The organism is Schaedlerella arabinosiphila (genome assembly GCF_003885045.1).
Lineage (GTDB): Bacteria > Bacillota > Clostridia > Lachnospirales > Lachnospiraceae > Schaedlerella > Schaedlerella arabinosiphila.
This window is the reverse complement of sequence record NZ_RHJS01000002.1, coordinates 3,990,492-4,010,688: the sequence shown is the minus strand read 5'-3', so window position 1 is coordinate 4,010,688 and position 20,197 is coordinate 3,990,492. Positions and strand designations below refer to the sequence as shown.

Here is a 20,197-nt window from a genome sequence, read left to right as displayed (position 1 = left end):
TTATTATATAAATTGCCATACCCCTTTGTCAATTGCATAATGCCGCTTTATATGAAAAAATTCTTGATATTTCGTTATTCCTGGAGAAAAGGCTTGACTTACGCGCATTCCATGTGTTACAATTTCCCTGCGAATGGAAGTAGGTCTTTTTTTTATGCCTAAATTTGATGGCTTCGCAACCATCAGCAACATGTAGTAAATCAAGAGGGCATCTGGGGATTTTTTGCTGTACCGGTCTTGACGGCAGGATCTTAGAAGGTGCTCTAAGTAAAAAGCGAGGTGGAAGTTGTGCGCACAAGAATCACATTGGAATGTACGGAATGCAAGAACCGCAATTACAACATGACCAAGGATAAGAAAACTCATCCGGAACGTATGGAGACCAAGAAGTACTGCAAGTTCTGCAGATCCCACACACTGCACAAAGAGACGAAATAGTCGTTTTTTGGAAGGAAGTGGATGATATGAGCGGAAAATCAGAAAAAACGCAGAAGAAAAGCTGGTTTAAAGGACTTCAGGCAGAGTTTAGGAAGGTCATCTGGCCGGATAAGAATGCGTTAGTCAAGCAGACAACGGCAGTTGTGACCGTTTCCGTATTGCTGGGTGCGATCATCACGGTGATTGATGCAATCATGAAATACGGGATTGACCTTTTGGTAAAGTGAGCAGCCATTAACGGAAAGGTGATTTTATGTCAGAGGCAAGATGGTATGTGGTTCATACCTATTCCGGGTATGAGAACAAAGTAAAAGCAAACATTGACAAGACTATCGAAAATCGTCATCTGGAGGATCAGATCCTGGAAGTCCGGGTTCCGCTGGAGGAAGTGCTGGAGCAGAAGAATGGTGTTCAGAAGGTCAGCATGAAGAAGCTGTTCCCCGGCTATGTGATGATCCACATGTATATGAACGACGATACCTGGTACGTTGTCCGCAATACGCGGGGGGTGACAGGATTTGTCGGGCCTGGCTCCAAGCCGGTTCCCCTGGAAGAGGACGAGATGGAGAGATTCGGAATCCGCCAGGAAGTGAAGGTGAACTTTGCGGAGGGCGATGCTGTAGTCGTACTGAACGGAGCCTGGGAAGGCACTGTGGGCGTCGTACAGAACGTCAACGAGCAGAAGGAAAGCCTGTCGATCAATGTGGAACTGTTTGGCCGTGAGACACCGGTCGAACTCAGCTTTTCAGAAGTCAAGAAGATGGATTAAGAAGTGGGAGGGATTGCGATCCCGCCAATACCACAAGGAGGTAATGAAAAATGGCAAAAAAAGTAGAAGGTTATATTAAGTTACAGATTCCGGCCGGCAAGGCGACTCCGGCACCGCCGGTAGGTCCTGCACTTGGACAGCATGGTGTTAACATCGTTGAATTTACAAAGCAGTTCAATGCAAGGACAGCAGACCAGGGCGACCTGATTATCCCGGTTGTCATCACGGTTTACAGTGACAGAAGCTTCAGCTTCGTTACAAAGACTCCTCCGGCAGCAGTTCTGATCAAGAAAGCCTGCAACATCAAGTCCGGATCAGGTGTTCCGAACAAGACAAAGGTTGCAAAGATCACAAAGGCCCAGGTAGAAGAGATTGCCAAGACAAAGATGCCTGACCTGAACGCCGCATCATTGGAAGCTGCTATGAGTATGATCGAGGGAACCTGCCGCTCTATGGGTGTAACCGTAGAGTAAGCTTGCCCTGGTAACGAAGAGGAAATCAGTGGGAGGGGTTCGATCCCGCCAATACCACAAGGAGGTTATATAGAATGAAACGAGGAAAGAAATATATCGAAGCTGCAAAACAGATCCAGAGAGGTAATCTTTACGAAAAGTCAGAGGCGATTTCTCTGGTAAAGAAAGCAGCGGTAGCAAAATTTGACGAGACAATCGAAGCTCATATCAGAACCGGATGTGACGGACGTCATGCAGACCAGCAGATCCGAGGCGCGGTTGTACTGCCTTATGGAACAGGTAAGACCGTGCGGATTCTTGTATTCGCAAAGGACGCAAAGGCTGACGAGGCTCAGGCGGCAGGCGCTGACTTTGTAGGCGGACAGGAGCTGGTTCCGAAGATCCAGAACGAAGGATGGCTGGATTTTGACGTGGTAGTTGCTACACCGGATATGATGGGTGTTGTTGGACGTCTTGGACGTGTACTCGGACCAAAGGGTCTCATGCCGAACCCGAAGGCCGGTACGGTTACGATGGATGTAACAAAGGCGATCAACGATATCAAGGCTGGTAAGATTGAGTACAGACTGGATAAGACCAATATTATCCATGTGCCGATCGGTAAGGCTTCCTTTACCGAAGAACAGTTAGCGGACAACTTCCAGACGCTTGTTGATGCAATTATAAAAGCAAGACCCGCAGCAGTAAAAGGACAGTTCCTCAAGAGCGTGACACTCACCTCTACCATGGGCCCTGGCATCAAGATCAATCCGATGCGGCTGCAGTAATTTTACAAAATTAAATAAAATGAGTTGACATCCCCCGGAAACAGTGCTATTATAATCAGGCAATTAGCTGCCGAAGACAGTAGGTGCCGCAAGGCATAAGCACATCAACGCCTACCGAGGAATGCGAGATTCATTGAATTGGATTTTACCTCTGCGTCTTTGTGTACGCAGAGGTTTTTATATTTAACCGTTTTTGCACGTATGATACGGAAGATGCAGTATGCAGATTCTGTGCGGTTGATGCAGAAGGGGTTATAGGATGGGGATTTTTCATCCCCGTACAATCCACTTTCCTTGTGGCAGTATATTCAGAATATATAAGGAGGTGCACCAGAACGTGGCAAAAGTTGAGTTAAAACAACCAGTTATAGCAGCGATCGCCGAGGAGATCAAGGATGCCCAGTCCGTAGTGCTTGTTGACTATCGCGGATTGACCGTGGCTCAGGATACGGAACTCCGTAAGCAGCTTAGAGAAGCTGGCATAGTATACAAGGTTTATAAAAATACTATGATGAAGAGGGCTTTTGAGGGAACCGAGTTCGCGGGCCTGGATGATTGTCTGAAGGGGCCGAGCGCAATCGCGATTTCCAAGGACGATGCGACAGCTCCGGCAAGGATCATCTGCAATTTTGCTAAGACCGCAGACAAGCTGGAACTGAAAGGCGGCGTAGTAGAAGGCAATGTATACGATGTTGCAGGGCTGACAGAGTTATCCAAGATCCCGTCAAGAGAAGTTCTTCTTTCCAGACTGCTTGGAAGCATGCAGTCACCGATCGCGAACTTCGCACGCGTCATCAAGCAGATCGCAGAGAAGGACGGCGAGACGGCAGAAGCTCCCGCTGAGACCGCAGAGGCTCCGGCAGAAGCAGCAGAATAATCGATTTCTGACAACGAATCAATATTATAATAAAAATGGAGGATATGACAATGGCTAAGTTGACAACGGCTGAAATGATTGAAGCAATCAAAGAATTATCAGTATTGGAACTGAATGAATTAGTAAAAGCATGTGAAGAAGAATTTGGTGTATCTGCAGCAGCAGGCGTTGTAGTTGCAGCAGCAGGCGGAGAAGGCGCAGCGGCAGCAGAAGAGAAGGACGAATTTGATGTAGAGCTTGTATCTGCAGGCGCATCTAAGGTTAAGGTTATCAAGGCTGTACGTGAGATCACAGGTCTTGGACTGAAGGAAGCTAAGGAACTGGTTGACAACGCTCCGAAGGTAGTGAAGGAAGCAGTTTCCAAGGCAGAAGCAGAAGAGATCAAGGCGAAGCTTGAGGGCGAAGGCGCAGAAGTAAACCTGAAATAGTTTTTTACTGTACGGTTGGATGAGCATTAGACCATCCAACCGTACAAATGGATAACTTCCGTATGACAGAGATGATCTAATGAGGACCGCAGATGAAGGATATTCGTCTGCGGTTCTCTGTTCTAACCCGATTCTAATACCACATAAATCGCAATTTGTCAAGAACTTTTTGAAAATGTGTTGACATGAAAACCCCATTTGTGTTATAGTAAAAAATGCACTATTATGGATAGATATACCATTTGCTAACAATTTCCAAAAATGGAATTTTATACGCAGACGGAGTCTTGTTTCATGAATTGCTGCAGAACAGAGTGTAAATTAATGAGTTAGGCTACTGTATTATACTTTAAGATGCGCTCTAAGGGGAATAAATATACAGGGTAACTCGCAGCCCGGCAACGAATATTTCCGAACAATTCCTTACGGAAGTATTCAGAAAATGAATAAGGAGTGAAACATCCATGGAGAAAAACAGAATTCGTCCCATCACAAACGGAAAAAGTTCACGCATGAGCTATTCCAGGCAAAAAGAAGTATTACAGATGCCGAATTTAATCGAAGTTCAGAAAAATTCATACGAATGGTTCCTGACAGACGGATTAAAAGAGGTGTTCAGTGATATTTCTCCGATCGCGGATTACAGTGGTCACCTGAGTCTGGAATTTGTTGATTTCAGATTGTGCGAGAATGAAGTAAAGTACACGATCGAAGAGTGCAAAGAGAGGGATGCGACCTATGCTGCGCCTTTGAAGGTAAGAGTCAGACTTTACAACAAAGAGAATGACGAGATCAACGAACACGAAATCTTCATGGGGGACCTGCCTCTGATGACCAAGACGGGAACCTTTGTAATCAATGGGGCGGAGCGTGTTATCGTAAGCCAGCTTGTCCGTTCTCCCGGCATTTACTACGGGATTGCTCATGATAAGCTGGGCAAACGGCTTTTCTCATCCACTGTGATTCCCAACCGCGGGGCGTGGCTGGAATATGAGACTGACTCCAACGATGTGTTTTATGTCCGTGTAGACCGGACAAGAAAGGTGCCGATCACTGTGCTGATCCGTGCCCTTGGAATCGGAACCAATCCGGAGATCCTCGAGCTGTTCGGGGAGGAACCGAAGATACTGGCAAGCTTTAGCAAAGACACTGCTGAGAATTATCAGGAGGGTCTGTTAGAGTTATACAAAAAGATCCGTCCCGGCGAGCCGCTTGCGGTGGACAGCGCGGAAAGCCTGATCACCAGCATGTTTTTTGACGCAAGGCGTTATGACCTGGCCAAAGTGGGACGTTACAAATTCAATAAAAAACTGATGCTCAAGAACCGTGTCAAGGGACAGACTCTTGCGGAGACTGTAGTCAGCCCGGTAACCGGGGAAGTGATTGCGGAGGCAGGAACCGTGATCACGAGAGAGCTTGCGGACGCAATCCAAAATTCCGCTGCTCCCTGTCTGTGGGTGACAGGGGAGGACAGCTCCCGCAATATCAAGATCCTTTCCAATATGATGGTGGATCTGCAGGCGATCGTGGACATTGACCCCAAGGAAGTGGGCGTGACGGAGCAGGTATACTATCCGGTTCTGGAAGGGCTCTTAGAGGAGAGCGCAGGAGACATTGACGAGCTGAAGGCATTGATCAGGCGCGATCTGCACGACCTGATTCCGAAGCATATTACAAAGGAAGATATCCTTGCTTCTATTAATTATAACATGCATCTGGAGTACGGCATGGGAAATGACGACGACATCGACCACCTGGGCAACCGGCGTATCCGTGCGGTCGGGGAGCTGCTCCAGAACCAGTACAGGATCGGATTGTCCAGATTGGAAAGGGTAGTCCGGGAACGTATGACGACCCAGGATCAGGAGGGGATCTCTCCCCAGTCGCTGATCAATATTAAGCCGGTGACGGCTGCGGTGAAGGAGTTCTTCGGTTCTTCCCAGCTGTCCCAGTTCATGGATCAGAACAACCCACTGGGCGAGCTGACCCACAAGAGACGTCTCTCTGCCCTGGGACCGGGCGGTCTGTCCCGTGAGCGTGCCGGATTCGAGGTACGTGACGTGCACTACTCCCATTACGGAAGAATGTGCCCCATTGAGACGCCTGAAGGCCCCAACATCGGACTGATCAACTCCCTGGCATGTTATGCGAGGATCAATCAGTACGGCTTTGTGGAGGCCCCCTACCGTGTGATTGACAAGTCCAATCCGGAGAATCCGGTGGTTACGGATCAGGTAGTCTACATGACTGCAGACGAAGAGGACAATTACCATGTGGCGCAGGCCAATGAAGCGCTGGACAAGGAAGGGCATTTTGTGCGTAAGAACGTATCCGGCCGTTACAGGGAAGAGACTCAGGAGTACGAGCGGAGCAAGTTTGACTTCATGGACGTGTCTCCGAAGATGGTGTTCTCCGTGGCGACGGCGCTGATCCCGTTCCTGGAAAATGACGACGCCAACCGTGCGCTGATGGGTTCCAACATGCAGCGTCAGGCGGTGCCGCTTCTGACTACGGAAGCCCCGGTGGTGGGTACCGGTATGGAAGTGAAGTCCGCGGTGGACTCCGGCGTCTGCGTGGTTGCGGAGAAGGCGGGTGTGATCGAGCGTTCCACATCGAAGGAGATCACGGTGCGTTCGGACGACGGAAGCAAAAAGACTTATAAGCTGATGAAGTTCCAGAGAAGCAACCAGAGCAACTGCTACAACCAGAGGCCTATTGTCAACAAAGGGGAACGTGTGGAAGAGGGACAGGTGATCGCGGACGGTCCGTCCACTTCCAACGGTGAGATGGCACTGGGCAAGAATCCGCTGATCGGATTCATGACATGGGAAGGCTATAACTATGAGGACGCCGTTCTGCTGAGCGAGCGTCTGGTACAGGATGACGTATATACTTCCGTCCACATTGAGGAATATGAGGCGGAAGCCAGAGATACAAAGCTGGGACCTGAGGAGATCACAAGGGATATCCCGGGTGTCGGTGACGAAGCGCTGAAAGACCTGGACGAACGGGGAATTATCCGGATCGGCGCGGAAGTGCGGGCCGGAGATATTCTGGTAGGAAAGGTCACTCCAAAGGGAGAGACGGAGCTGACGGCGGAAGAACGGCTCCTGCGCGCGATTTTCGGTGAAAAGGCACGTGAAGTCAGAGATACTTCCCTGAAAGTGCCCCATGGAGAATACGGAATCGTTGTGGACGCCAAGGTATTTACCAGGGATAACGGCGATGAGCTGTCTCCGGGTGTAAACCAGTCCGTCCGTATCTACATTGCGCAGAAGAGAAAGATCTCCGTAGGCGACAAGATGGCAGGCCGTCACGGCAACAAGGGTGTGGTTTCCCGCGTGCTGCCGGTGGAGGATATGCCTTATCTGCCAAACGGACGTCCCCTGGATATTGTACTGAACCCCCTGGGTGTGCCGTCCCGTATGAATATCGGGCAGGTTTTGGAGATTCACCTGAGCCTGGCTGCAAAAGCCCTTGGATTCAATATTTCCACACCGGTCTTTGACGGGGCCAACGAGGTGGACATCATGGACACGCTGGATCTGGCAAATGATTATGTCAATCTGGAGTGGGAAGAATTTGAGAATAAGTATAAAGAAGAACTGCTTCCGGAAGTGCTGAAATATCTCTATGAGAACCGGGACTACCGGGAACTGTGGCACGGCGTACCCCTTTCCCGTGACGGAAAGGTACGGCTGCGCGACGGGCGTACGGGCGAGTATTTTGACAGTCCGGTTACCATCGGGCATATGCATTACCTGAAGCTCCATCACCTGGTAGACGACAAGATCCATGCACGTTCCACAGGCCCGTACTCACTGGTAACCCAGCAGCCTCTGGGCGGAAAGGCACAGTTTGGCGGACAGCGTTTCGGAGAGATGGAAGTGTGGGCCCTGGAGGCTTACGGCGCATCCTATACACTGCAGGAGATCCTGACTGTGAAGTCGGACGACGTGGTGGGACGTGTAAAGACTTACGAGGCCATTATCAAGGGCGAGAATATCCCGGAACCGGGTATTCCGGAGTCCTTCAAGGTGCTTTTAAAGGAGCTGCAGTCTCTGGCATTGGACGTGCGCGTGCTGCGTGACGACAATGTAGAGGTAGAGATCATGGAAACGGTGGACTATGGGGAAACCAATCTAAATTCCATTATCGAAGGCGACAGAAGATACGGCGACGATGAATCCTATGGAGAACATGGTTATACGGAACAGGAATTTGTGGACGGAGAACTGGAAGATATTGATATCGAACCGGATGACAATGAGTTTGAAGACGATGCCGAGATTGAATTTGACGAGTATTATGACGATGATATGGAATAGGAGGAGCCAACTATATGCCAACGAACAATGAACAACAACACGAACCGTTAACATTTGACGCGATCAAGATCGGCCTGGCTTCACCGGAAAAAATCATGGAATGGTCCAGGGGCGAGGTGACCAAGCCGGAGACCATCAACTACAGGACGCTCAAACCCGAGAAGGACGGATTGTTCTGCGAGAGGATCTTCGGGCCAAGCAAGGACTGGGAGTGCCACTGCGGAAAGTATAAAAAGATCCGCTACAAGGGCGTCATCTGTGACCGATGCGGCGTGGAAGTGACCAAATCCGCAGTGCGCCGTGAGCGTATGGGACATATTGCATTGGCTGCGCCGGTATCCCATATCTGGTATTTTAAGGGGATTCCCAGCCGGATGGGTCTGATTCTGGATATCTCCCCGCGTACGCTGGAGCGTGTACTGTACTTTGCGTCCTATATCGTGTTGGACAAGGGCGAGTCGGACCTGCAGTATAAGCAGGTGCTCTCCGAGGCGGAATATCAGGAAGAAAGAGAAAAATGGGGCTATAAGGGCTTCCGTGTAGGCATGGGTGCAGAGGCCATTCAGGAGCTTCTGCAGGCCATCGACCTGGAAAAGGAATATGCGGAGCTTCAGGCATCCCTGGAGAATACTTCGGGCCAGAAGCGGGCGCGTATCGTGAAGCGTCTGGAAGTGATCGAAGCCTTCCGCGAGTCGGGCAACAAGCCGGAATGGATGATCCTCAACATGATCCCGGTCATCCCGCCGGATCTGCGTCCGATGGTGCAGTTGGACGGCGGACGTTTCGCGACGTCGGATCTGAATGACCTGTACCGGAGGATCATCAACCGGAACAACCGTCTGAGAAGGCTGCTGGAACTGGGCGCGCCGGATATCATTGTCCGCAACGAGAAGCGTATGCTTCAGGAAGCGGTGGACGCGCTGATCGACAACGGCCGCCGTGGCCGTCCGGTAACAGGACCCGGAAACCGCGCGTTAAAATCCCTTTCCGATATGCTGAAGGGTAAGAATGGCCGTTTCCGTCAGAACCTGCTGGGAAAACGTGTAGACTACTCGGGACGTTCCGTTATCGTCGTAGGGCCGGAGCTGAAGATCTATCAGTGCGGCCTGCCGAAGGAAATGGCCATTGAGCTGTTTAAGCCTTTCGTTATGAAGGAGCTTGTGGCAAACGGAACCGCCCACAATATAAAGAATGCGAAGAAGATGGTAGAGCGTCTGCAGCCGGAGGTATGGGATGTGCTTGAGGAAGTGATCAAGGAGCACCCGGTTATGCTGAACCGCGCCCCCACCCTGCACAGGCTTGGTATCCAGGCATTTGAGCCGATCCTGGTAGAAGGTAAGGCGATCAAGCTGCATCCGCTTGTATGTACCGCATACAACGCCGATTTCGACGGAGACCAGATGGCGGTTCATGTACCGCTGTCCGTGGAAGCGCAGGCAGAATGCCGTTTCCTGCTGCTCTCCCCGAACAACCTGTTAAAGCCTTCCGACGGAGGACCTGTAGCCGTTCCCTCCCAGGATATGGTACTTGGAATCTATTATCTGACCCAGGAAAGGCCGGGGGCAAAAGGCGAGGGCATGATCTTCAAGAGTGTGAATGAAGCGATCCTGGCCTATGAGAACGGATATATTACACTGCACTCACGGATCAAGGTGCGTGTTAAGAAGACGATGGAGGACGGCACACAGAAGCAGGGCATGATTGACGCCACGCTGGGACGGCTGCTGTTCAATGAGATCATTCCTCAGGATCTGGGCTTTGTGGATCGGGAAGCAGAGGGCAATGAGCTGCTTCTGGAGATTGACTTCCATGTAGGCAAGAAGCAGTTGAAGCAGATCCTGGAAAAGGTCATCAATACCCACGGGGCGACCCAGACGGCAGAGGTACTTGACAATGTCAAGTCCATCGGTTACAAGTATTCGACCAGGGCGGCCATGACGGTATCCATTTCCGATATGACTGTGCCGCCGGAGAAGCCGCAGATGATCCAGGACGCTCAGGATACGGTGGACCGCATCACAAAGAACTACAAGCGCGGCCTGATCACCGAGGAAGAGCGTTACAAGGAAGTGGTGGAGACCTGGAAGAATACCGACGACAAGCTGACGGAAGCGCTGCTCGGCGGTTTGGATAAATATAATAACATCTATATGATGGCGGATTCCGGAGCCCGTGGTTCCGACAAGCAGATCAAGCAGCTTGCAGGTATGCGCGGACTGATGGCAGATACCACAGGACGTACCATTGAGCTGCCGATCAAGTCCAACTTCCGTGAAGGTCTGGACGTATTGGAGTACTTCATGTCTGCCCATGGCGCGCGGAAAGGTCTGTCCGATACGGCCCTGCGTACCGCCGATTCCGGATACCTGACCAGGCGTCTGGTTGACGTATCGCAGGAGCTGATCATCCATGACAGCGACTGCATCAAGGATGAGGAAAAAGAAATTCCGGGCATGTATGTGAAGGCATTCATGGATGGAAACGAAGAGATAGAAAGCCTGCAGGAGCGTATTACCGGACGTTTCTCCTGCCATGATATTACGGATAAGGAAGGCAATGTGATTGTAAAGGCCAACCATATGATCACACCGCGGCGTGCCGAGCGCGTCATGAAAAAAGGCGTGGATGAGAATGGAAAGCCGCTGGAGCGCGTGAAGATCCGTACCATCCTGACCTGCAAGTGCAAGGACGGCGTTTGCTCCAAGTGCTACGGCGCGAACATGGCTACCGGAGAAGCGGTTCAGGTCGGTGAGGCTGTCGGCATCATTGCGGCACAGTCCATCGGGGAGCCGGGTACACAGCTTACCATGCGTACGTTCCATACCGGAGGTGTTGCCGGTGACGATATCACACAGGGTCTTCCCCGTGTCGAGGAGTTGTTTGAGGCCAGAAAGCCGAAGGGTCTTGCGATTATTACGGAATTTGCAGGAACAGCTATGCTCAGTGATACAAAGAAGAAGCGTGAAGTGATCGTGTCCAACTCTCAGACCGGTGAATCCAAGGCGTATCTGATCCCCTACGGATCACGTATCAAAGTCCAGGACGGACAGGTGCTTGAAGCCGGAGACGAGCTGACAGAAGGTAGCGTGAACCCACACGATATCCTGAAGATTAAGGGGCTGCGTGCCGCACAGGATTACCTGCTGCGTGAAGTGCAGCGTGTATACCGTCTGCAGGGTGTGGATATCAACGATAAGCATATCGAGGTCATTGTGCGCCAGATGCTGAAAAAGATCCGCATAGAAGAACGGGGCGACTCCGAATTTCTGCCGGGCAGCATGGTGGATGTGCTGGAATTTAACGAGGTGAATGAACAGCTCGAGGCGGAAGGAAAAGAAGCTTCCACGGGAGAGCAGATCATGCTCGGTATTACCAAGGCATCCTTGGCGACGGATTCCTTCCTGTCCGCGGCATCCTTCCAGGAGACTACGAAGGTACTGACAGAGGCGGCGATCAAGGGTAAGGTAGACCACCTGATCGGTCTGAAGGAAAATGTCATCATCGGAAAACATATTCCGGCCGGAACCGGTATGAAGAAGTACAGGGATGTAAGCCTGAATACGGATATCAAGGAAGAGGATGACGAGATCGACTTTGATGAAGACGAACTGACGGATGATATAGACGATCTGGAGAATATGGACGACATGGATGATCTGGATGCAGAAGACGACGCTGAGGCGGACGATCTGGATGATCTGGACGAAGACAGCGAGGATCTGGAAGCGTATGACGATCTGGACGATCCTGACGCAGTGCCGGATGATACAGAAGAAGAGGCTTTGGAACCGGATGATACAGCGGATGAAGCACCCTTGGAGTCGTAAGAGACATGGAAACAGATGACTGAATCATTCATATATGACGATAAAAAAGCTGCCGTCAGGCAGCTTTTTTATCGTTCATAAAAGTCTTATATTTCAACTTCAAGCTCGATCTCGCCCCCGTTTTTGTAGACCTGCAGTACATGCTGGATTCTCTCATTGGGGCTCAGCAGCGTACTGATGGAACCGTCATGGTTCAGCGTATCGATCAGCAGCGCGATATATTTGCTCATATCACAGTCAATATAATACGGCTTTGACAGAAGCTCAGGAGTCCGATAGATCAGATTCGTTGTCAGGATTCCGTGGATCAGCCCGTCCTCATAAGCCTTGTCAAACCGGTCCATCCCATTGGTAAACAGACCGAAGGTAGCGGCGGCGAAGATCCGGTTGGCCTTTCTGCGCTTCAGCTCTTTGGCGACCTCGATGATGCTGTCTCCCGAGGAGATCATATCATCAATGATGATCACATCTTTCCCCTCCACGGAGCTTCCGAGAAATTCATGAGCCACGATGGGGTTCCGCCCGTTGACAATACGTGTATAATCCCGCCGCTTATAGAACATTCCCATATCCAGGCCCAGTACATTTGCCAGGTAGATGGCGCGGTGCGTACCGCCCTCATCGGGGCTGATGGCCATCATGTGGTCGCTGTCGATCTGCAGATCCTTCACCGTACCCAGCAGGCTCTTGATGAACTGATAGGTGGGGGAGACGGTCTCAAACCCGTTCAGAGGGATTGCATTCTGCACACGCGGGTCGTGGGCATCAAAGGTGATGATATTGTCCACACCCATGCGCACCAGCTCCTGCAGGGCCAGAGCGCAGTCCAGAGACTCTCTGCCGCTGCGTTTGTGCTGCCGGCTCTCATAGAGGAAGGGCATGATGATATTGATCCTTCTGCTCTTGCCGCCGATGGCCGCGATCACACGCTTCAGGTTCTGAAAATGATCGTCCGGCGACATATGATTTACATTGCCTGTGAGGGAATAGGTGACATTGTAGTTCAGCACGTCCACCATCAGGTACAGGTCCTTCCCGCGGACGGACTCTGTGATGATCCCTTTCGCCTCACCGGAACCGAAACGGGGGACTTTCGTGTTGATAATATAGTTGTCTCTTACATAACCGTTGAAAACCACGTCCCCAACATGCTGGTTTTCACTTTCCTTTCTCCATTTTACAAGAAACTTGTTGACCTGCTCACCCAGCTCTTCGCAGCCGGTAATGGGAATCAGTCCCAGCGCTCCTACCGGGATATTTTCCAGATTTCGTTCACTTCGACGCAGCATTACAATTCCTCCCTGTTCATCAGTTTTTTCTTGATCCGGATATCATCGCCGATCAGTTTCAGCATGATATAGTTGCTGGTAATTCTGGAAAAAGACCTTTCCGTATATAAATCGGCCAGGGAATCCAGAGATAAATTGGTTGAAATGACCGTGGACTTTTTGCCAAGCAGCCTTTCGTTGATGCATGTGAAAAGCTGGGAGGCAATGAAGGAATTGGTATATTCCGTTCCAAGGTCGTCTATGATAAGCAGATCACAGTCAAAGGTATAGCGATAGATGTTCTGTGCATCCGCATCATCTTTGTGAAACGTACTTTGCGCAAGTACATTGAACAAGGCCGGCGAAGAATAATAGATCACGGAAAATCCCGCGTCCATCAATTCCTTCGCGATACAGTTGGATAGAAAGGTTTTTCCGACCCCCACGCTGCCGTACAGGAAGATGTTCTTATGCTCCTGCTCAAAGGTACGGACAAATTCCCGGCAGACGGCGAACGCGTCCTTCATGATTGCCAGGGAAGAACGGCCGGACTTGGGGTCGATATAGTTGTCAGAATAGTATTTCAAAGAAAAGGAATTAAAATTCTCGGTTTTGAGAGTTTCTTTCAGGTTGGACTGTTCATATAGAAGATGGCTGGCGGCCGCCTTGAAGCAGCGGCACTTTTGGCTGCCGATATATCCGGTGTCCCGGCAGTGGGGGCACTCGTAAACGGGCTCCAGATAATCAGGCGGAAACCCGCATGAACGGAGCAGCTCCGCTTTCTGCTTCCGCAGGATCGCAAGCTCCCCCTTCAAGGACTCCACCGCGTGGTCGTCGCCGTTGAGCAGCCGCTTTCCATATTGTACGGAAAGAATGGATATGGATTCATCCAGAGACTGAAATTCGGGAGACTTTGCGTACACCTCCGCGTAATGTCTGGCAAGAACATCACGGCTGCGCAGCTGCTTCTGCTCGTATTCTCTCATGATCGCCTGGTATTGTGAATTTTTTAATCCCACGGTAAACTCCTTTTAATTGCTGTTTAACAGTTGCTCTTCCAGAGAGTCCATGTCATAAGTGCGCCTCTCAAAATTGTTCAGGTTCTTTGCGGCATGATTTGGACGGGGGACCGGGGCTTTTTTGGAATTTTTTTCCTTTTGGAATGCAGCGTCCAACTCCTCCACGTCTTTTAAATGATGTACCTGGCTGCAGTGCCATTTTGCAAGGATTGTATCCGCATATTCAAAGCTGGGCTGGTGGATCGCAGCGATGGTACGGCTGCACGCCTCCTGGATGATATCCAGGGTAAAGCCGAACTCATCCGTCCATTTCTGTATATATGTAACCTCGGATGCGGCAGGTCCGCGGTTCTTGATGCCGAACGCACCGAGTACCGTATAGCAGTTCTTATTGTAATTCAAGGAGCGCTGGCGGGCCTGGGCCACGGTCACGATCCCGTCGTCGGACCAGGAGAGGGCAACTTTTTGGATATAGTGCATGCTTTTATGCCCGTTTTCCGCACAGGTCTCAAGCAGATATTCCACCAGGTCGGCGGACATGCCCAGGGTGTCATAAAAATAGGTAATGGCATCCGTGTCCGACTTGGTCAGAGTCTTGCCGAGATACTGTTCTGCAATAAAAAGCAGGGATTTCAGCTCTTTTTGGGCTCTGACAGGGTCTTTTTCTGAAACAGAACCGGTATTCTGGAAGGAATCGGCCTGTGCCGGGGAAGCCGCCGCTGATATCGGGGAGTGAACCGCCGATGTCATGGGTGCCGGGGAACCTGCCGCAGCCATTGCTCCGGAAGAGCCCGCCGTCTGGGAGGTGAGTCCTGCCGGCTGGCCGGATTCCTGCGGTTCCTGAGAGGAGACCGAAATGGCCGCTTTCTTCTGGGATTCCGGGTCGGAGGCCCGGACTTCAGATTCTCTGCCGAGACTCAGTACGCCGGCGGCTTCCCAATAGCGGAAGGCGCGCATAACGTCCTTTTCCGTATGGTTCAGGCAGTCGGCGATCTTGGAGACTGAAAGCGTCGAGGAGGGATCCTCAAGGTGACGCAGCAGAAACAGATATACTTTTACAAATTCACCGTTTGCCTGAGCCAGATGGTGATCTATGAAATCGTTGGAAATCAGTGTTGTGTTTGTCTGCAGTTTGTTTTTGAGTTTTAATGTTTTCATTGGCCTTCCTACCCCTCAAATTCTTTTGTTTCGTCTCCGGACTGTCTAGTAATTATAGCATTATAAAGTGGCAGGAAAAAGCATTTTTTTTCCTCATTTTCAACCTTTGTGTAGATAACTCTGTGTGGAAACTGTGGATAACTTTTATTTAAGCAGGTCTTCTCCAATATCTACAACGTTTCCGGCCCCCATAGTTATCAACAAATCTCCGGAAACACACCGGGATTTCACGAAATCTTCGATCTCGGCAAAGGAAGGAAAGTAGTATGTGTCTGTTCCCAGTTTCCGCACCTCTTCTGCCAGATCTTTTGAGGAGATCCCCAGGGTATCCGTCTCCCTGGCCGCATAGATGTCCGCCAGCACCAGATGATCCGTGTGGGAGAGGGCTTCCGCAAATTCATGGAAAAACGCCTTGGTGCGGGTGTAGGTATGGGGCTGGAAGATGCACCAAAGCTCCTTGTGCGGGTAGTACTTTGCCGCCTTTAAAGTGGCCTGGATCTCCGTGGGATGATGGGCATAATCATCAATAATGGTCACCCCGTCCAGCGTTCCCTTGTATTCAAAGCGGCGGTCTGTTCCGATAAAGGACAGAAGCCCTTTCTGAATGGCTTCCATGGGGATATGCAGCAGCTCCGCGGTGGCAATGGAGGCCAGAGCGTTGGATACGTTGTGGTCGCCGGTCACGGAAAGCTGAATCCGTGCGGCGGTCTCGCCGTATTTTACAAGATCGAAGGAGACGCGTCCTTTTTCATCATGAAGAACATTGGCCGCGCTGTAATCGTAATCCGGGGAACTGCCGTAGGTGGTGACATTGCAGTCCAGTCCCCGGTAGATTTCCGGATAATCCGTGATGTCGCCGTTGATTACCAAAGTGCCGTCGGAAGGAAGGAGTGCCGTAAACTGATGAAAGGAATGCCGGATATCTTCCAGATCTTTGAAAAAGTCCAGATGATCCTCTTCTATATTTAAAATCACGCCGATCTTCGGGAAAAAATGCAGGAAGCTGTTGGTATACTCACACGCTTCGGTAATGAACGTGCCTGAATTTCCGACCCGTATGTTGCCGCCGATGGCCTGCAGAATGCCGCCTACGGAGATGGTCGGATCCAGATTTCCCTCCAGAAGAATATGGGAGATCATGGAGGTGGTGGTCGTCTTCCCATGTGTGCCAGATACCGCGATAGGGGTGTCGTAGTTTTTCATAAGCTGCCCCAGCAGCTCTGCGCGGGTGAGCATGGGAATCTTCCGGGCCACGGCCTCGATCAGCTCCGCATTGTCCCGGTTGATGGCTGCGGTGTAAACCACACAGTCAATGCCGTCAATGATATTGGACGCCTTCTGGCCATAAAAAATCTGCGCGCCGGATGCTTCAAGCTGCTGCGTGAGCGCAGATTCCCTGGCATCGGAACCGGAGATGGTAAAACCGTTCTGCAGGAGGATCTTTGCAAGGCCGCTCATGCTGATTCCGCCGATACCGATAAAATGGATGTGGATTGGTTTGCTGAAATCAATCTTATACATATCTATTTTCCTTTCCTGACGAGACGATGGGATAAGACATCGTTCATAATTGTTATAAACAAGGTTTGAATTGCTTCTGCCTTATTTATTATACTATATATGATAAAAATTGAAAGAAGTTCTTTTTGTCTAATTCCAACAAAAAGTGAATATTTAATGATAAATATTTGTAAAATATGTGTACTTAACAATGAAATGATGATATAATAAAATAGAATAACTAGAAATGGAGGTGACGGCATGATTAAAAAGGAAATGATCGCCATGCTGCTTGCAGGCGGGCAGGGCAGCAGGCTGGGGGTTCTTACCGCAAAGGTGGCGAAGCCCGCAGTATCATTCGGGGGCAAGTACCGTATTATTGATTTTCCGCTCAGCAATTGCATCAATTCGGGAGTAGACACGGTAGGAGTCCTGACACAATATCAGCCGCTGCGGTTGAATACACATATAGGAATCGGGATTCCATGGGACCTGGATCGGAATATCGGCGGGGTTTCGATTCTTCCTCCATATGAAAAGAGTGTGAACAGCGAATGGTATACGGGAACTGCGAATGCCATATACCAGAATCTGGATTATATGGAAAGCTATCATCCGGATTATGTGCTGATTCTTTCCGGAGACCATATTTATAAGATGGATTATGAAGTGATGCTCAGTACCCACAAGGCCAACAGGGCGGATGTGACCATCGCGGCGATGCCGGTGCCCATGGAGGAGGCAGGGCGCTTCGGAATCCTGGTGACGGACAAAGAGGGACGGATCAGCAGATTTGAGGAAAAACCGGAGAAGCCAAGCAGCAACCTGGCATCCATGGGAATTTATATTTTTAGCTGGCCGGTTCTCAAAGAGGCGCTGATCCGGCTCTCCAGCCAGCCGAACTGTGACTTTGGGAAGCATATCATACCTTATTGCGGCGCAAAGGGAAACCGTATGTTTGCCTATGAGTACAACGGATACTGGAAGGATGTGGGCACGCTCAGTTCTTATTGGGAGGCCAACATGGAGCTGATCGACATAATACCGGAATTTAATCTTTATGAAGAATTTTGGAAGATTTATACAAACTGTATGAACCTTCCGCCTCAGTACATATCTCCGGAGGGTGTGGTGGACAAGTGTATCATTAGCAACGGCTCCGAGATTTTCGGGGAGGTACATTCTTCGGTGCTGGGAGCCGGTGTGACCATCGGAAAGGGCAGCGTTGTCCGGGATTCGATTATCATGCGGGATGTGTCCATCGGTGAGAACTGCGTCATTGAGAAAGCGATCATCGCGGAGAATACGGACATCGGCAGCAATGTTTCCATCGGGATCGGGAGCGATGCGCCCAACCGGGTGAGGCCGGATATCTACAACGGCGGCCTGGCGACCATCGGTGAAAATTCCAGAATCCCCCCCGATGTACAGATCGGTAAGAATACGGCTGTCAGCGGTGCAACGGAGGCTGCGGATTATCTGAACGGGATACTGGAGAGCGGCGAGACATTGATAAAGGCAGGTGATCGTGTATGAGAGCGGTAGGAATCATTCTTGCGGGAGGCAATAACAGACGGATGCAGGCGCTGACATCAAAGCGCGCGGTTGCGGCAATGCCCATCGCATCCAGCTACAGGGCCATCGATTTTGCCCTGAGCAATATGACCAACTCCCATGTTCAGAGGGTTGCGGTGCTGACCCAGTACAATGCGCGGTCGCTGGATGAGCACTTAAATTCTGCCAAGTGGTGGGATTTTGGAAGAAAGCAGGGCGGTCTGTATATTTTCACGCCGACCATTACGGCGGAAAACGGATACTGGTACCGGGGCACAGCGGATGCCATATACCAGAATCTGGATTTCCTGAAGAGGTGCCACGAGCCCTACGTGATCATTACGTCGGGAGACGCGGTGTACAAGCTGGATTACAATAAGGTATTGGAGTACCACATTGCGAAGAAGGCGGACATCACGGTGGTAGTCAAGGAGCTTGAGGACGGCGACGACCCGACCCGCTTCGGGACGGTACGGATGAACGAATCCGCCCGGATTCAGGAGTTTGAAGAGAAGCCGATGGTGGCCAGCTCCCGGACGATCTCCACGGGGATCTACGTTTTGAGACGGAGACAGCTCATTGACCTGGTGGAGCACTGCGCAGAGGAAGAGCATTATGATTTTGTGACGGACATCCTGATCCGTTATAAAAATCTCAAAAAAATATATGGATATAAGCTCAGCGGCTATTGGAATAATATTTCCAGAATTGACACATATTATCAGACGAACATGGACTTCCTCAGACCGGAAGTTCGGAACTATTTTTTCAGGGAGCTTCCCGCGGTGTATTCGAAGGTGGGCGACCTGCCCCCGGCAAAATACAATCCGGGCGCGGCGGTGAAGAACTGCCTGATCGGAAGCGGGAGCATTATCAACGGTACGGTGGAAGATTCCGTGCTGTTTAAGAAAGTATTTGTGGGAAATAACTGTGTCATCAAAAATTCGATCATATTAAATGACGTATATCTTGGCGACCATACATATATTGAGAATTGTATCGTAGAAAGCCGGGGAACGATCCGGGCGAATACGAGACACGTGGGAGAGGGCGAGATAAAAGTAGTTGTTGAAAAAAATGAGAGGTATCTGATATAAAGTCAGAGTGAGACGCCGGAGAAACTCCTGGCCGGGGTTGCAGGAAATGTGCAGTCTGGTTGGCAGATTTTGGGAATTAGGCGGGACGTACCAGCGATACATCCTGCCGCACAGGATCTTGATTTTTTGCCGGCCTGCAAATATAAAAAATAAAAAAGAGATGAAGGTGTGTTAAAAAAGTCTTTTCGGTACGGATGATGGGATGAATGGACAGGCTTGCGAAGGGCTGTACCGGGGAATGCAGACAGAGAAAGGAGACTGGATATGCAGATCACAGATGTGCGTGTACGAAAAGTGGCAAAGGAAGGAAAATTAAAAGCGGTTGTTTCAATTACGATTGATGATGAATTTGTAGTTCATGATATCAAGGTGATTGAAGGAGAGAAGGGATTGTTTATCGCAATGCCGAGCAAAAAAGCAATGGATGGGGAATATAGAGATATTGCACACCCGATTAACTCTGATACGAGAGAACGAATCCAGGAGCTGATATTGGAAAAATATCAGGAAGCCGCGGGGGGAGAGGAAGAAGTATAAGCGATGGCTGTTTTGAAAGCCATTGTATTTGAAAAAAGCACCTGGCTGGTGGAGAATCAGCCGGGTGCTTGCTGCGTGTGCCCGCAGACGTATAGGGTAGACGCAGCAATGCGGCCGCCTCAGACGTAAGCTTCGCAGGCGGAGTTCTTATGTAAAA

At 50.4% G+C, this 20,197-nt stretch carries 17 protein-coding genes and 1 other annotated feature; of the genes, 13 read left to right on the top strand and 4 right to left on the bottom strand.

All coding sequences use genetic code 11. The annotated features are described in order from the left end of the window. Nucleotides 1-288 precede the first annotated feature (288 nt). The 9 genes from rpmG (at nt 289) to rpoC (ending at nt 11,907) form a co-directional block, all read left to right on the top strand. Nucleotides 289-438: a 50S ribosomal protein L33 gene (rpmG, locus tag EBB54_RS19055; protein ID WP_044984812.1), complete on the top strand. Its 150-nt coding sequence runs from the start codon at nt 289-291 to the stop codon at nt 436-438. A 26-nt stretch (nt 439-464) separates the two neighbouring features. Beyond that, entirely contained in the window at nt 465-665 is a 201-nt protein-coding gene (gene secE, locus EBB54_RS19050; RefSeq protein WP_004075019.1) for a preprotein translocase subunit SecE, read from the top strand. Between the two features lie 26 nt (nt 666-691). After that, the gene (gene nusG / locus EBB54_RS19045; protein ID WP_004075021.1) at nt 692-1,207 is read left to right on the top strand and encodes a transcription termination/antitermination protein NusG; all 516 of its coding nucleotides are present in this window, start codon (nt 692-694) and stop codon (nt 1,205-1,207) included. Between the two features lie 50 nt (nt 1,208-1,257). After that, nucleotides 1,258-1,680: a 50S ribosomal protein L11 gene (gene rplK, locus EBB54_RS19040; protein WP_004075024.1), complete on the top strand. Its 423-nt coding sequence runs from the start codon at nt 1,258-1,260 to the stop codon at nt 1,678-1,680. Between the two features lie 74 nt (nt 1,681-1,754). Continuing rightward, the gene (rplA, locus tag EBB54_RS19035) at nt 1,755-2,447 is read left to right on the top strand and encodes a 50S ribosomal protein L1 (protein WP_125128571.1); all 693 of its coding nucleotides are present in this window, start codon (nt 1,755-1,757) and stop codon (nt 2,445-2,447) included. A gap of 52 nt (nt 2,448-2,499) precedes the next feature. Continuing rightward, nucleotides 2,500-2,636 (top strand) — a sequence feature (ribosomal protein L10 leader region). Between the two features lie 148 nt (nt 2,637-2,784). Next, the gene (gene rplJ, locus EBB54_RS19030; RefSeq protein ID WP_125128570.1) at nt 2,785-3,324 is read left to right on the top strand and encodes a 50S ribosomal protein L10; all 540 of its coding nucleotides are present in this window, start codon (nt 2,785-2,787) and stop codon (nt 3,322-3,324) included. A gap of 50 nt (nt 3,325-3,374) precedes the next feature. After that, nucleotides 3,375-3,752, top strand: coding sequence for a 50S ribosomal protein L7/L12 (gene rplL, locus EBB54_RS19025; protein ID WP_004075031.1), 378 nt, complete (start codon nt 3,375-3,377; stop codon nt 3,750-3,752). Between the two features lie 464 nt (nt 3,753-4,216). Beyond that, on the top strand, nt 4,217-8,080 hold the full coding sequence (gene rpoB, locus EBB54_RS19020) for a DNA-directed RNA polymerase subunit beta (RefSeq protein ID WP_125128569.1): 3,864 nt from the start codon (nt 4,217-4,219) through the stop codon (nt 8,078-8,080). 14 nt (nt 8,081-8,094) lie between these two features. Next, on the top strand, nt 8,095-11,907 hold the full coding sequence (gene rpoC, locus EBB54_RS19015) for a DNA-directed RNA polymerase subunit beta' (RefSeq protein ID WP_125128568.1): 3,813 nt from the start codon (nt 8,095-8,097) through the stop codon (nt 11,905-11,907). A gap of 86 nt (nt 11,908-11,993) precedes the next feature. On the opposite strand, the gene EBB54_RS19010 is transcribed toward rpoC, so the two are convergent. The 4 genes from EBB54_RS19010 to murC all read right to left on the bottom strand — a co-directional run bounded on the left by EBB54_RS19010 (nt 11,994) and on the right by murC (nt 16,873). Beyond that, complete coding sequence (locus EBB54_RS19010; RefSeq protein WP_004075037.1) at nt 11,994-13,196, bottom strand: ribose-phosphate pyrophosphokinase; 1,203 nt, start codon at nt 13,194-13,196, stop codon at nt 11,994-11,996. Further along, complete coding sequence (locus tag EBB54_RS19005) at nt 13,196-14,194, bottom strand: ATP-binding protein (protein ID WP_125128567.1); 999 nt, start codon at nt 14,192-14,194, stop codon at nt 13,196-13,198. Before EBB54_RS19005 ends, EBB54_RS19010 begins: the two co-directional genes overlap by 1 nt. 12 nt (nt 14,195-14,206) lie before the next feature. After that, entirely contained in the window at nt 14,207-15,352 is a 1,146-nt protein-coding gene (locus EBB54_RS19000; protein ID WP_125128566.1) for a DnaD domain protein, read from the bottom strand. A gap of 144 nt (nt 15,353-15,496) precedes the next feature. Further along, nucleotides 15,497-16,873 carry a UDP-N-acetylmuramate--L-alanine ligase gene (gene murC / locus EBB54_RS18995; protein WP_004075042.1) on the bottom strand — a complete coding sequence of 459 codons (1,377 nt, stop codon included), beginning with the start codon at nt 16,871-16,873 and terminating at the stop codon, nt 15,497-15,499. Between the two features lie 240 nt (nt 16,874-17,113). On the opposite strand from murC, the gene EBB54_RS18990 reads away from it, so the two are divergent. The 4 genes from EBB54_RS18990 (at nt 17,114) to EBB54_RS31645 (ending at nt 20,169) form a co-directional block, all read left to right on the top strand. Continuing rightward, nucleotides 17,114-18,388 (top strand): glucose-1-phosphate adenylyltransferase, encoded by a 1,275-nt coding sequence (locus tag EBB54_RS18990; RefSeq protein ID WP_004075046.1) that lies wholly within the window; start codon nt 17,114-17,116, stop codon nt 18,386-18,388. After that, nucleotides 18,385-19,503: a glucose-1-phosphate adenylyltransferase subunit GlgD gene (gene glgD / locus EBB54_RS18985; protein ID WP_004075048.1), complete on the top strand. Its 1,119-nt coding sequence runs from the start codon at nt 18,385-18,387 to the stop codon at nt 19,501-19,503. The genes EBB54_RS18990 and glgD overlap by 4 nt, the downstream gene beginning before the upstream one ends. Nucleotides 19,504-19,767: 264 nt before the next feature. Further along, a complete protein-coding gene (spoVG, locus tag EBB54_RS18980) occupies nt 19,768-20,040 on the top strand; it encodes a septation regulator SpoVG (protein ID WP_004075051.1) in 273 nt (90 codons plus the stop codon). A 3-nt stretch (nt 20,041-20,043) separates the two neighbouring features. Then, the gene (locus EBB54_RS31645) at nt 20,044-20,169 is read left to right on the top strand and encodes a hypothetical protein (RefSeq protein ID WP_279229974.1); all 126 of its coding nucleotides are present in this window, start codon (nt 20,044-20,046) and stop codon (nt 20,167-20,169) included. Nucleotides 20,170-20,197: the final 28 nt, after the last annotated feature.